The sequence below is a fragment of the Phreatobacter oligotrophus genome (assembly GCF_003046185.1).
GTDB classification, from domain to species: Bacteria; Pseudomonadota; Alphaproteobacteria; order Rhizobiales; family Phreatobacteraceae; genus Phreatobacter; species Phreatobacter oligotrophus.
In genome coordinates this window covers 243,843-255,906 of the sequence record NZ_PZZL01000006.1, presented here as the reverse complement: position 1 = coordinate 255,906, position 12,064 = coordinate 243,843, and the positions used below count along the sequence as shown (strand labels likewise).

Here is a 12,064-nt window from a genome sequence, read left to right as displayed (position 1 = left end):
GTGGCTGGGGTCCACATCGCTCGCTCCAAGATGGCCTGAACAACCCCTTGGAATCACGAGTGCCCCAGTCGCTCAACCCTTTCGGGACGGGCTCTTATGGGTTGAACCGTGTTTCTCAGCTCAACGTCCCGATAGGGCTCTCAGGTTATCGATCATGGCCGTCAACTTTGCCCTGATCGGCTGACTAGCCTCATCGTCCTTCAATACGTCGAGATACAGAGCGAGCATCGCGCCAGTGATTTCTTTGATGTGGACCATGAGGCCTAGCTTCGCGTCCGGTTCCAGGCTCGAGGCTTGTGCTCGCTCAGAGACCCGTTTCGCGCCCTCAAGCCACTCCGAGATTGCTTCGACGACGTCTCCGCCGCCGGGCTGGACCGCATCGGGCCGCAGGTTGCCGGGGAAAGGGATCAGCTTGAAATCATCAGGCATGGGGAGCCTCAAGCGGGTTTGGCTCCCTTAGCGCGGCTGCGACATCGCGGCTATCCGCCTTTGGATCAGAGGCGTTGAAGAGTACTATCGCTCCTCGAGCTCCGCGACCACAAGCCTGACGCGGTCGGCCAAGGCTTCTCCGCCATCAACCTCGTTCGCAAGGGCCAGATACAATCCAGATGTCTGACTGAGCATGGATCGGATCTGTTGCAGGACAGCCTGCCGGGTGCCGCTGTCCATGGTCCCTTTTGCAACCTCCTTTGTCAGAAGGTTGATTGCATCGAGCATACCGCCAATCGCTCGGCCGATTTCCTCGATTTGTTCGATGCTGCGGCCCGAAGAGGCTCCCGAATTCGGGTTGGATGGGAAGCGGGGCACTGACGGTTCGTCGGGCATTTGCACTCGATCCAGGATGCTCAAACCGTTTACGATAATACCGTTTTCCCTGCCATGCGCGAACTGCCGCACCGCACAATTGACCGCCCAATGCCGGCCTTTACCGCGAACTTTCGGTTGTAATTACCTACCGTTAAGGGGCCGCGTGCATTGTCCAAAAAGTTTCCGCAATTTGGCCGGTTCTCCCGATGAATGTCCTGTCCAACGTCAAGGTGCTGCCCAAGGTTCTCGGTCTCATTGGCGTCCTCGCGGCTGTCTCTGCGACCATCACTTACGTCGGTTCGACGTCGCTGCGTTCGCTGAGCGATGCCACTGACGTCATGGAGAGATCGGCCAACCAGGCGCTCTTCGCATCACGAATGAACCGGCTCGTGGCTCTTCTGAACCGCAACGAGTATGCAATCGCCGCTGACCCTCGCCCGGAAAGCTTCAATCGGGCCAAGCAGCAAATCGCAGCCGAACGGAGTGAGCTGGCGCAGCTGCGGCAGCGTCTCGCACGGGAACTGCCAGCCGAGTATCAGGGGCAACTGGCACGCGTGGACGAGACGCTGAAGGCATACGAGGCCGAGCTGGAGGATACCTTCGTCCAAGCGGCAAAGGTGCGGCGCTTCGAGGTCAATGCCGACCTCGAGAACCTCCACAAGTCCGTTGAGAGCAGCCGCGTCGTCGCCGAGCAGTTGGGCGCTGCGGTCCGTTCGCTCTCTGACGCTCTCGAGCGGAATGTCGTGACGGTTTCCGCTGCAGCAACGGCCGAGTACAAGGCCAGTGCCTTCCTGATGCAGATGGTAGCCGGCATTGGCATCACCCTAGGTCTGATCCTCGGCGTGCTGATCGGGCAGTTTGGGATCGCCGGCCCCATCCGCAAGATTGTCGCGACCCTGCAGCAGCTCGCAACCGGCAACTACAACGTCACCATCGAGGGCGAGGGCCGCCGTGACGAAGTCGGCGACGTTGCCCGCGCCGCGGCGATCTTCCGTGAAAATGGCCTCGAGAAGCTCCGGCTCCAGGAAGAGCAGGCCGCTGCCGAGGCTCGGGCTGGTGAGGAGAAGCGCCGAGCGATGAACGAGCTGGCCGATCAGTTCGATCGCGCCGTCGGCGGCATCGTCGGATCCGTGTCGTCGGCCGCGACCGAGCTGGAGGCTGCGGCCCAGACCCTCACCTCAACGGCCGAAGAAACCTCGATCCAGTCGTCGGCTGTTGCCTCGGCTTCCGAGCAAATGGCGAACAACGTCCAGACCGTAGCGTCCGCCACAGAGGAAATGTCGATCTCGGCACGGGAGATCGCCAGCCAGGTCTCGCGCTCGACCGAGATTGCCGAGAAGGCAGTCCAAGAGGCAGCCGATACAGCGTCCAAGATGCAGGAGCTGTCGACCTCCACGACGTCGATTGGTGCAATCGTCAACCTGATTGAGGCGATCGCCGGTCAGACCAACCTGCTGGCGCTCAACGCTACGATCGAAGCGGCGCGGGCGGGCGAGGCTGGCAAGGGTTTCGCCGTCGTTGCGGCCGAGGTGAAGCAGCTCGCCGAGCAGACCAGCAAGGCCACTGCCCAGATCGGCGCCCAGATCACCCAGATCCAGACGGCGTCCGGCGCAGCAGCTTCGGCGATCGATGCAATCACCGAGACGATCCGCCATATGAGCTCGATCTCGACGTCCATCGCTGCCGCTATGGAAGAGCAGACTTCGGCGACCGCCGAGATCGCTCGCAACGTCCAGCAGGCCTCGGCTGGCACGGCTGAAGTGTCCTCAAACATTGAGGGCGTCAACCAGGCCGCGTCGAGCACGGGCGCCGCGGCCTCGCAGGTTCTCGGGTCTGCCGCCGAGCTGTCGCGCAACGCTGAGCGGCTGCGTGGCGAGCTTCAGTCGTTCCTCGCAAATGTGCGGGCGGCGTAAACGCGGGCACCATGAACGCGGCCGCTCCAGGCAGAGCGGTCGCGGAATTCCGATGTCGTCAACCAGGCGGAGAGCACCATGGGTGCAACCCGCAGTCATGCCACAAAGCCACGTCTGACGGTCAAACCAAGCCACGCGCGTCAGGGAAGAAGCCCCGGGCCTTTGCACACGCACTTGGCACCCTACCTCTTTTCCCGCCCCCGCCCGACATCCATGAGATTGGTCATGCACGGAAGATGGGATTTCCTGATGGCAGCCGCGGCTGTACTCGGCGGTTCAGCGATCGGGATGGTGGCCGGAATTGTGCTTGACGTCGAAGGGCTCTTTCAGACCCGTGATCTCGTCATTCATACGGTAGCCGGGGGCTTCGTTGGTGGCCTGGTGGCCCTCGGACTTTTCCGACTTCTCGGGCCGGTGGCCGCCGGCGACTAGGCAGCGCGCTGTTAGCGCCAATCGGGCCTTTGCTGCACCGTCTGCCCCCGCAGGCCGAACATGTCAGCCGGCCACCACAGGTCGGAAATGGCTCGTCGTCGGGGGCGCGCATCTCCTCCCAACTCGTCGCCGTGTAGTGGCAGCCGCTGACGCACCAGAGCCGCGCACCTATGAGGACCAGCCGGCGCGGCAGGACCACCGTGAGCGGTGCTTGGAGCGCGGGCGGCGTCCTCGAGGGAGCCAATCAGCGACCTTAAGATGGCGACTGAGAGCCCGACCGAGGACGCTGTCGGCCGGGCCACGCATCAGTTCGCGCGCTTCCTGGCCGACGAAAACCATATCAGGGAGATGCCGGCACTGAAAGACTATGGGGAGGGCCTTAAACGGCGCATCCGCGACATGCTTGCGGGCAGGGGAGGCGCGGCCCGGGCAAAGGTGTTGAAAGGCATCAGTGCCCGAAGGAACAAGAGGCGACCTTGAGAGTTCTGGGGGCGGTTGGAGGGCCGGCGATGGGACCGAAGGTGCTTGCGGGTAAGCTCTCTGGGCCGCCGCTCCTGGACTAGGGCGGCGGCCTTTTGCATGTCAGGCGGCAGGCAGATTGCGAGACAGCTTACGATAGATCTCAAGCTGCTCCCTCACGTGCTGGTCACGGCGGGGAGCCAGCGCGCCAGAGTACCCCGGGAACACCGGATATTCGTGCACCCCGATGAGCTCATCCAGTTTGGCAAGCAACCGTGCCATGGTCAGCGGCTTACCGCGCATGGACATGCTCTCGGTGTACAGCAGCCACTGCTCGCCTAGGATCTGCATCGTGCGGAGTTCTTCCGAGGTGAGGTAGTTCTTGGCGACCTTAGCGTCGGCGAACGTCGGCATCACGTTGCCCGCGGTGGTCATCCCCATGTTTGGCTTGGCCGCATCGCAGCGAGCAAGGACGATCTGCGCGGCGGTGTTCTCAGATGCGGCATAATGGAAGGCGTCCTGACTCCGGGCGAAGAAGAGGCGCGCCTCCTCCGAGGAGCCATCATAGTCGGCGGCACTCATCTTGAACGCCTCACGCACCTGCTCGTAGATCGCTTTCTCGGATGTCCGGAGGGCGCGCACTTCTTGGGCAAGCCGGAGCAGCGCAGCGGGATCCGAAGACAGCCGGCGCCCATTCAGGGCGTAGCCGTCCTTGATGTAGCCCTTCAGGACCTGCGACGCCCACTTTCTAAACTCGGTCGCCTTCTTGCTGCTCACCCGATATCCCACCGCGAGGATCATATCGAGGTTGTAGTGGTCCACCGATCGCGTAACAGAGCGACCGCCTTCGCTCTGAACGATTTCCAATTTGGAAAGAGTTGCGGCGCGCTCGAGCTCGCCCTCGCCGTATACGTTCGAAATGTGTTTCGAAATCGCCGGGATGCCCACGTCGAACAACGCGGCCATCTGCTGCTGCGTGGCCCAGACCGTCTCACCTGTGATGTCGATCGGGAAGTCGATCTCGCGCTGATCCTCTCCCTTGAACTTGGCAAAAAAGTCCAGCTGCAGCGTGTTCGCTACAGCTGAGATTGCGCCCTTCATAGCCGACTTCACTCGCTCCTTGAGCGAGGGCTTCTTAACATCCGTCATTGGTCATAGTCCCTGTGAGGAACCCGCTTCGACGCTTGACCAATCCCGTCCGGCGGATAGGGTGCCGGTGCAACACGGAAGTCAGGGCCGACGCAGGCTTTGGTGGAAAGGGAAGGTCGGCGACCCGGCAAGGTCCCGGCCTTTTCCTTTGCAGCAGGAGGCCGCGAATCCCGACGGTAAAACCCGCCGGCGGGGGTTGCAAGCGAACCCGCACCTATCCCACCGCTATGCACAGGTACTGTTTGGGGAGACCGCCGGGGCTCAAGGGGCCTCGCAAGAAGCCGGTCCCCCGCTGATGTCCACGCTGGCCGGTGGCCCTAGACGACGCCGATTTTCCTTTGGTCAACCGGTCGGTCTCGAATCCGGCCAATCCGGCATCCGCTGCACTTGGCGCCCGCCGCACCCCGAGCATGTGAGGCGCCGCCCGCACGTCGGGAACGGCTCCTCATCTCGAGCTCGCAATGTCTCCCAACTCATTGCGGCGTAGTGACCGCAGCCAACGCACCACAGCCGGGCGCCGACCACGCCTAGCGCCTTGAGCATGGCCACCGTCGGCGGCGACTGTGGTTCTGGCTTCGTCGTTCTGACAACCCGAGCCCCATGGCGGAGGATCACGACCCGGCCAGGGCGCTCCTTGACCGCCGCGTCATAGGCCGCAATGGCCACGATCGCGTTTCCCGCCACAGCGATCGTCTCGGCAACCTTGTCGCCTTCCCACACCTCGACCTTGAAAGGGTATTCAACCTTACCGCCCATTGCCTACCCCGGAATGGCGGCAAGCTAGCTTGTTCCGGCTTTGTTCTCAATGTCTAGCGAGCGGTATCCCGCTCCGCCTTGACGGGTATCGGGACTCCGCTGCTACCATGGCGGTAATGAGCGGCGACAATGCTGCCGAGGTGGGGGGCGTCCATGATGAGATTTGCTGCGATTTTCGCGGCGGCCATCGGTGTGGCCGGGTGCGTTACAACTGATACGGTGCGTTTTAGCGCCGGCCAAGGGCAGACTGCGATGCACCGCGACGGTAGGCCGGCCGTCTCATCTGTACAGCGCAATACGATCGCCCTGCTGACGCGGGTGGGTCGCGAGATCCCGCAGGGTGGTCGAGTGGGCTACGTGCTTGCCGTGCAGAACCGTTCTGGCGCACCCGTCGAGTTTGCTATCGAGAATGTGGACGTCGTCCAGACCATCCCCGGCCGCCCCGATCACCGCATCAACGTCATCTCGTTCGAGCAAGCGATGCAGGAGGAAAGAAACCGCCAGATCGCAGCGGCCATTCTTGTTGGCGTCGCCGCGGGTGCCAATGCGGCGGCGGCTTCAAGGGCCGGATATTACCGCCAGAACACGACCATCTACACCCCGCGAGGCGTCTACTCTGGCGTGACCACTGGCTACAGCCCTGGCCTCGCTATGGCGGCCTCCGCCAACGCCGCGGTGCAGAACCAGGCGATGGTGAACGCGGCCGTGGAGCAAGGCCAGGCCAACATGGCCAACCTTGAGGCGCAGTACATCAAGAACCACACGATCATGCCAGGTGAGTGGTACGGTGGCCGCTTCGGGATAGAGCCACCTGTGTCGGACACCAGCACGGCCAGCAAAACCTATCGCCTGTCGGTTAGGGTTGGCGCCGACGTCCACACCTTTGACGTCGTGCAGGAGCCCACGCGGCGATGAGGGCGGCCGTTATTGCTTGCCTGCTATTGACGGCGAGCATTGCCGCCCAAGCCTCAGGCTGTGGTTCTCGCGGTGGCCCGGGATACCGTGGGCCTGATGGCCGCTGTGTCGGTTGGGCCCAGTTGGCGCGGACGTGTGGCAATCCGCCGACGGAGCGCTGCACCTTTGAAGGCCGGGGCGGCGCTACGGAAGACCGCGCTCGTGCCTTCGTCGAGAGCCCTGAGACCGGACGTACTCGAGGCGGTTCAAGGCCTGAGTTTGGCTCAACCCGTTGACTTAATTCGCTAGTTTGCGACCAGGCCAACCGAGATAGGTTAGACGAACGGAAAGAACGGATAGGGAAAAACACACCGACATCAAGTGTCTACCTCATTGGTGAGGCTCAACTATTTGGGTCCCCTAGGGAGCGCCAATTTCCTCCATCGATGGATTGGCCGCCTGGTGCGCTATCACGCGCCGGACCTGAGCCTCGCCCTTGCCTGCAGCCTCAGGCCGAAAATGGCCATGAGCATGGAGAACCAGAGCGCGCCGGTGGTGGCCAGCAGGGTGCTCTCGAGGCAGGCGACCAGCATGCCGAAAACCCAGATGCGGGTGAACAGCTCCGTCAGCCGGCGTTCCGCGCCGTGCTTTTCGGCCTTGCCGACATAGTAGGCCGGCAGGACCAGCAGGAAGACGAGGGCGAGGGCAAAGCCCGGGATGCCCGCGGTCAGCAGCAGGTCGAGATAGCCGTTATGGCCGTCGGCGGCGTTGACGGCCCAGTTCAGCTCCTCGCGATGGCCATACATGAGGTCGGCGCTGCGCCAGAAGGACTGGTAGCCGTAGCCGGTCCAGGGCCGCTTCTCGATATGTTCGAGCGCGATCTGCCAGATCTCGGTGCGGCGGGTGAAGGTGGCGTCGATGCCGACGCTCGCCACCAGGCCGGCGATGCGCTCGGAGACCGCCGACCCGATGGTGAAGAAGCTGACGGCGGCGAGCGTGCCGACCAGCGTCAGCAGCCTGACATAGGGCACGCGCACCACGAGGAAGGCGACGAGGAGGGCCAGGGGGAAGAGCCCGATCGAGGTCTTGCTGCCGGTGAGAAGGAGGAAGAGCCCCGCCGCGGCGATGATGGCGAGGCCCGCAATCAGGTTGAGCGCCCGCGTCACATAGAGGCCGAATAACAGGATGATGACCATCGCCGCGCCGGCGGTGTTCTTGTGGGCGAAGAGGCCGCGCCAGTCGCCCTCCAGCATCGGTTCCAGCTCATCGGTGAACTGGTGGATGGCGTAGCGGGGAAAGAGCAGGGCGCCGAACCAGCACAGCGCCAGGACGATGCCGCAGCACAGCGCGATCATCTGGGCGAAGTGCCGCTCGTCCTTCGGCAGGGTGAGGACGATGCCCGCGGCCGTGCAGATGAGGAAGGCCATCGTCAGGCGGCGCAGCGCGAAGCCCGGATCGGGGGAGGGCACCGAGACGATCACCAGCCAGGAAAAGAGCAGGAAGACGACGATCCGCGGCCGGACGATGATGCCCCTGGCGCGGCCCGCCAGCGCATAGCCGACCAGGGTGGCGATGAGGGCGACGACGACGATGCGGTTGAGGACGTTGGAGGCCGCCGCCGCGGCCGCCTCGCGGTCCGCATAGGTCAGATCGGGAAAGGGGCTGAGCGAAATCCAGGTGTAGAGGAAGGTGACGACGAAGAGCGCGGTGGCGGCGAGGCGTTCGGTCGGCACATCGACGAGGAAGGCACGGACCGGCCGGGCCGGGCTGTCGAGCGAGCTCATGGGTCACCTGCACTGCAGCACCGTCAGCTAGCGCACCTGCAGGGCTGGGCAATTGGGGGTGATGGGGGTGCGGTGCGCGGTCTCCGCATACCGGAGGTTGCGGGGTACAGTCTGGAGGGCACGTCACGGAAGCGGGGCTTGACGCCGGCCACCAAAAAGAACAAAATAAGAACATTGCAAGGGAGGTCATCATGGCAGGGCAGGCGGCGGTGACGACGGGTGCGGATCTGGTGGACGAGGAGGTCGAGGCCGTGCTGGCGGAGTTCGACGGCGATGTGCGCCGGGCGATCCGGGCGCTGCTCGACGACCTTGCGGCGCTGGCGGAGGATCGCGCCGAGGGGCGCAATTTCCTCAGGGCCTATGGCCATCTGGAGTTGGTGAAGCTGCCCTGAGCCGGCGCGTCCTTGGCCGCGGCGTGCGGATCGCCGCCGATGCGGGGGCCGGCCACGCCGGTGTCAGCGGTGGCCGTTGCCGGGAATGACGGGCTGGTTGCAGTTGCGATGGCCCGCCTCGATGCAGGCCATGGTGCGGGAGGTCGCCCGGAGCTCGATCATCACATAATAGGTCGCAAGGCCGAGCAGGGTCACCACGGCGGCGGCGGCGAGGTTCTGACGGGCGCGGACACGTTCGTCCCAGGCGTTGAAACCGGGCTTCTCCGGCTCCTGCCGCTGGTGTTCGAGGGTCCAGGTCGGGGCCCTGCGGAAGAGGGCCGGCCTGTCGTCCCTGTGGTCGTCATCGCGTGTCATCGGCCCCTGTCCCCTGTCGACGGGAAACGGCGAGGGCGATCGGCCGGTTCCGGTCGATCATGCACAGCATAACCTGCTTCGGCCCCGGGAGCGAAGGGGTTGGACTGGCCGATGGGCGGATGCGGCGAACGCAATGTCGTGATGGGCCGAGGGTTCCGCGACCCGTCCGGCTCCCCCGCCTGGTCACTGGCCGGCGGTGTCTGAACGCTCCTTGGTGCCGGCAAGGGCCTGCTGACGTCGCGTCCTGCGGGTTTTCCTTTGGGGATGACGGCACCCGGAGGGCGTGACCGGACTGGCGATCACCGCCCCGCCATGGCATCACACCGAACCAACCTGGGCATTCCGCCGGTGCGGCAGGGCACCGGACCGGAGGCGCCCGTCACCCGGCGGCGTCGCCGCAGCTGACCCGGAGGCCTGCCATCTCTCCCGTCCGCCGCCGCCTGACCTTTCTGCTGACCGGCTATGAGCCGCTGCCGCCGGCGGCGCATCACCATCGCTTCGCGCGGGAGATCAAGCGCTTCGAGGCCACCTGGTCGCTGAAGGCGTCCGTCGGCGGTCTCGCCGAGACCCCCGGCCGGCCTGTCGCAACCTGGCCGGTGACGCTGGACGGTCCGGATTTCAGCGTGGAGACCGAGGTTCGCCTGCTGCGCTGGGACGACATCGTCGCCGAGGACATGGAGATGCCGCTCTGGCAGCGGCTGCCGCGCTATCTCCTCGCGGCGGGTGACATCATCCTCACCGGCACCTTCGGCCGCTATGTCGCCGCCTACTGGCGCTATGGCCTTTTCGCCGCCTATCCGCTGGTCCTGCTCGTGCTCTTCGGCCTCGCCGGTATCCTCGCGAGCTCCCTGCCGGGGGTCTTCGGGCTCGCCTTGCCCTGGCCGGTGCGCCTGTTCATAGCCCTCGGCACGTTCCTCGGCCTCACGGCGCTGGCCGGGCCTCGGCTGCACCTCACCTACATGCTCGCCGACTGGATCTTTGCCCGGGACATGATGCGCCAGTGGCGGCCCGGCATCGATGCCCGCGCCGAGGCCTTTGCCCGCGAGATCGCCGCCGGGCTCGCCGATCCGGCCTTCGACGAGGTGGTCATCGTCGCCCACAGCCTCGGGGCGGCCTGGATGGCCGATGCCGTGGCCCGGGCGCTCGCCGCCGATCCATCCCTCGTCTCGTCCGGCCGTCCGCTCGGCCTTGTCGGCGCGGGCTCGTCCACCCTGAAGATCGCCCTCCACCCCGCCGCCGGCTGGCTGCGCGAGGCCGTCCAGCGGGTGGCCGATGCGCCCGGCATCACCTGGGCGGAGTACGACAGCCACGTCGACTTCATCTGTTTCTATAAGAACGACACGCCGACCGCCCTCGGCCTTACCGTCGTCCATCCGCCGTTGCGGCGCTCCATCCGCCTGTCGCGCATGCTGTCGCCGGCCACCTGGCAGCGGTTCCGCGGCAATCTGCTGCGCATCCACCGGCAATACGTGATGGGCAACGAGCAGCGATATCTCTATGACGTCCACATGATCGCCTGCGGGCCGTTCCGCTTCGCCGACATCGCCCGGCGCGGCGAGGACCTGCCGGGGGCCCTCGGCTCCGACGGGTCTCTCGCCGCCGCCACCACCCCGCTCCCCTCCATCACGGACATGCCGGACCGATGAGCCCCCATCTCGCCCAGATCGTCTTCCTGATCGGCGTCTTCGGCTGGGGCGCCATCCGCATCCCGCACGAGATCAAGAACAAGCGGAAGAACCGCATCGAGGTGAGCCAGGCCGACCGCCAGGAGCGGGCGCTGCTGCTGATCTCGCTGACTGGCCTCGGCATCCTGCCCATCGCCTATTGCCTGGCGCCGACCCTGCGGCGTCTCCTCGCCTTCGCCGACCTGCCCTTCTCGCCGGTCATCGCCTGGCTCGGCGCGCTGGTCTTCGTCGGTGCGCTGGCGCTGTTCCTCGCCACCCATCGCCAGCTCGGCCGCAACTGGTCGCAGACGCTGGAACTGCGCGAGGGGCACACGCTCGTCACCCACGGCGTCTACCGGCTGGTGCGCCATCCCATGTACACGGCCTTCTTCCTCTGGGGCCTCGCCCAGCTCCTGCTGCTGCAGAACTGGGTGGTCGGCCCTGCCGGGCTCATCGGCTTCGGCATCCTCTACGCCTTCCGCGTCGGCCGCGAGGAGCGGATGATGCACGAGGCCTTCGGCGCCGAGTACGCGGTCTATGTGACCCGGACGAAGCGGATCATTCCCTTCGTTCATTGACTCTTCACTGGCCCTGCCTTTGAGTCTTTTGACGTTCGCCTGGGCCCCTGGCCCGGGCGCCGTGATCGTTTGTCGTGTCGGTTCAGTCCATGGTCGTGTTGCGCAGGGTCGTCGGAGTTTTGATGGTGGCAGGCCTCCTCGGGGGCTGCCAGACCATCGAGATGGTTGCGCCCAACGAGCCCCTGCCGCAGGCGGGCGCCGTGCCGGCGCTGGCCGCCGCCACCCCGCTTGACGCCGATCCCGTTGCCCGGACCCGGCCGCGCGTCTTCCTGATGCGCGGCCTTGCCCAGACCGTCTCGGAGGGCGTCGACCACCTGTCCGCGAAGCTCGCCCGCCAGGGTTACCGCGCCAGCGTCCATGCCTATGGCGACTGGCCGGCCATCGCCGCGCAGATCATCGAGGACCGGCGGGCGAGCGGCGGGGCCTCGCGGGCCGTGGTCGTCGGCCATTCGCTCGGCGCCAATTCCGTCGTCGCGCTGGTGAACACCCTCGCGGCCCGCGGCATCGAGGTCGATCTCGCCGTCACCTTCGACCCGACCGTCGACCTGACGGTGCAGGGCGGTGCGCGCCAGTTCCTCAACTTCTACCAGTCTGACAATGGCTGGGGCCGCGCCGTCGGCGTGGGGGCGCGTGCCAGCGGGGTCGAGAACATCGACCTCAAGGCGATGGAGCACCTGACCCATTTCACGATCGACCGGGATGCCACCGTGCACGACCGCGTCCTGGCGGCGATCCGCCAGATCCCGGTGAGGACGATGTCCGCGCCCGCCGTTGCGCGCGCCAGAGGCGGTGGCCCGTCCTGACAGCGCGGCGCGGCTGCAACAGCCTTGCGGTCTTGGCGCCGGCTCGCGTGCCGGACCGTTGACAGGCGCGCACCCCCAT

General features: G+C 65.5%; 12 protein-coding genes. 7 read left to right on the top strand and 5 right to left on the bottom strand.

Translation table 11 applies throughout. The annotated features are described in order from the left end of the window. Positions 1-120: 120 nt before the first annotated feature. The gene (locus C8P69_RS15695; RefSeq protein WP_108178367.1) at positions 121-429 is read right to left on the bottom strand and encodes a hypothetical protein; all 309 of its coding nucleotides are present in this window, start codon (positions 427-429) and stop codon (positions 121-123) included. Between the two features lie 84 nt (positions 430-513). Then, positions 514-825: a hypothetical protein gene (locus C8P69_RS15690; protein WP_146167360.1), complete on the bottom strand. Its 312-nt coding sequence runs from the start codon at positions 823-825 to the stop codon at positions 514-516. A 188-nt stretch (positions 826-1,013) separates the two neighbouring features. On the opposite strand from C8P69_RS15690, the gene C8P69_RS15685 reads away from it, so the two are divergent. Further along, positions 1,014-2,720, top strand: a complete 1,707-nt coding sequence (locus C8P69_RS15685; RefSeq protein WP_108178365.1) for a methyl-accepting chemotaxis protein — start codon at positions 1,014-1,016, stop codon at positions 2,718-2,720. 249 nt (positions 2,721-2,969) lie between these two features. Further along, positions 2,970-3,152, top strand: a complete 183-nt coding sequence (locus C8P69_RS15680) for a hypothetical protein (RefSeq protein ID WP_146167359.1) — start codon at positions 2,970-2,972, stop codon at positions 3,150-3,152. A gap of 582 nt (positions 3,153-3,734) precedes the next feature. Here the strand turns inward: C8P69_RS15680 and rhuM are convergent. Next, complete coding sequence (gene rhuM, locus C8P69_RS15670; RefSeq protein WP_108178362.1) at positions 3,735-4,760, bottom strand: RhuM family protein; 1,026 nt, start codon at positions 4,758-4,760, stop codon at positions 3,735-3,737. Between the two features lie 909 nt (positions 4,761-5,669). Here rhuM and C8P69_RS15660 point away from each other — a divergent pair. Beyond that, positions 5,670-6,431, top strand: a complete 762-nt coding sequence (locus tag C8P69_RS15660; RefSeq protein WP_146167358.1) for a hypothetical protein — start codon at positions 5,670-5,672, stop codon at positions 6,429-6,431. Positions 6,432-6,880: 449 nt separating this feature from the next. Here C8P69_RS15660 and C8P69_RS15650 read toward each other — a convergent pair whose 3' ends face one another. After that, on the bottom strand, positions 6,881-8,194 hold the full coding sequence (locus C8P69_RS15650) for an O-antigen ligase family protein (protein ID WP_108178358.1): 1,314 nt from the start codon (positions 8,192-8,194) through the stop codon (positions 6,881-6,883). Positions 8,195-8,385: 191 nt separating this feature from the next. Here C8P69_RS15650 and C8P69_RS15645 point away from each other — a divergent pair, with 191 nt between their 5' ends. Beyond that, positions 8,386-8,586 (top strand): hypothetical protein, encoded by a 201-nt coding sequence (locus tag C8P69_RS15645; protein WP_108178357.1) that lies wholly within the window; start codon positions 8,386-8,388, stop codon positions 8,584-8,586. 63 nt (positions 8,587-8,649) lie between these two features. On the opposite strand, the gene C8P69_RS15640 is transcribed toward C8P69_RS15645, so the two are convergent. Then, the gene (locus C8P69_RS15640) at positions 8,650-8,940 is read right to left on the bottom strand and encodes a hypothetical protein (RefSeq protein WP_108178356.1); all 291 of its coding nucleotides are present in this window, start codon (positions 8,938-8,940) and stop codon (positions 8,650-8,652) included. A 623-nt stretch (positions 8,941-9,563) separates the two neighbouring features. Between C8P69_RS15640 and C8P69_RS15635 the strand changes: the two genes are divergently transcribed. The 3 genes from C8P69_RS15635 to C8P69_RS15625 all read left to right on the top strand — a co-directional run bounded on the left by C8P69_RS15635 (position 9,564) and on the right by C8P69_RS15625 (position 11,985). After that, entirely contained in the window at positions 9,564-10,586 is a 1,023-nt protein-coding gene (locus C8P69_RS15635) for a hypothetical protein (protein WP_146167357.1), read from the top strand. Continuing rightward, complete coding sequence (locus C8P69_RS15630) at positions 10,583-11,182, top strand: protein-S-isoprenylcysteine O-methyltransferase (RefSeq protein WP_108178354.1); 600 nt, start codon at positions 10,583-10,585, stop codon at positions 11,180-11,182. The genes C8P69_RS15635 and C8P69_RS15630 overlap by 4 nt, the downstream gene beginning before the upstream one ends. A 122-nt stretch (positions 11,183-11,304) precedes the next feature. Further along, on the top strand, positions 11,305-11,985 hold the full coding sequence (locus tag C8P69_RS15625) for a hypothetical protein (protein ID WP_108178353.1): 681 nt from the start codon (positions 11,305-11,307) through the stop codon (positions 11,983-11,985). Positions 11,986-12,064 lie beyond the last annotated feature (79 nt).

Bases quoted from the DNA above. Each gene is read 5' to 3' on its own strand.
- C8P69_RS15650 (WP_108178358.1), bottom strand. From the start codon at position 8,194: ATGAGCTCGCTCGACAGCCCGGCCCGGCCGGTCCGTGCCTTCCTCGTC.
- C8P69_RS15685 (WP_108178365.1), top strand. From the start codon at position 1,014: ATGAATGTCCTGTCCAACGTCAAGGTGCTGCCCAAGGTTCTCGGTCTC.
- C8P69_RS15625 (WP_108178353.1), top strand. From the start codon at position 11,305: ATGGTGGCAGGCCTCCTCGGGGGCTGCCAGACCATCGAGATGGTTGCG.
- C8P69_RS15630 (WP_108178354.1), top strand. From the start codon at position 10,583: ATGAGCCCCCATCTCGCCCAGATCGTCTTCCTGATCGGCGTCTTCGGC.
- C8P69_RS15695 (WP_108178367.1), bottom strand. From the start codon at position 429: ATGCCTGATGATTTCAAGCTGATCCCTTTCCCCGGCAACCTGCGGCCC.
- rhuM (WP_108178362.1), bottom strand. From the start codon at position 4,760: ATGACGGATGTTAAGAAGCCCTCGCTCAAGGAGCGAGTGAAGTCGGCT.
- C8P69_RS15680 (WP_146167359.1), top strand. From the start codon at position 2,970: ATGGCAGCCGCGGCTGTACTCGGCGGTTCAGCGATCGGGATGGTGGCC.
- C8P69_RS15645 (WP_108178357.1), top strand. From the start codon at position 8,386: ATGGCAGGGCAGGCGGCGGTGACGACGGGTGCGGATCTGGTGGACGAG.
- C8P69_RS15640 (WP_108178356.1), bottom strand. From the start codon at position 8,940: ATGACACGCGATGACGACCACAGGGACGACAGGCCGGCCCTCTTCCGC.
- C8P69_RS15660 (WP_146167358.1), top strand. From the start codon at position 5,670: ATGATGAGATTTGCTGCGATTTTCGCGGCGGCCATCGGTGTGGCCGGG.
- C8P69_RS15690 (WP_146167360.1), bottom strand. From the start codon at position 825: ATGCCCGACGAACCGTCAGTGCCCCGCTTCCCATCCAACCCGAATTCG.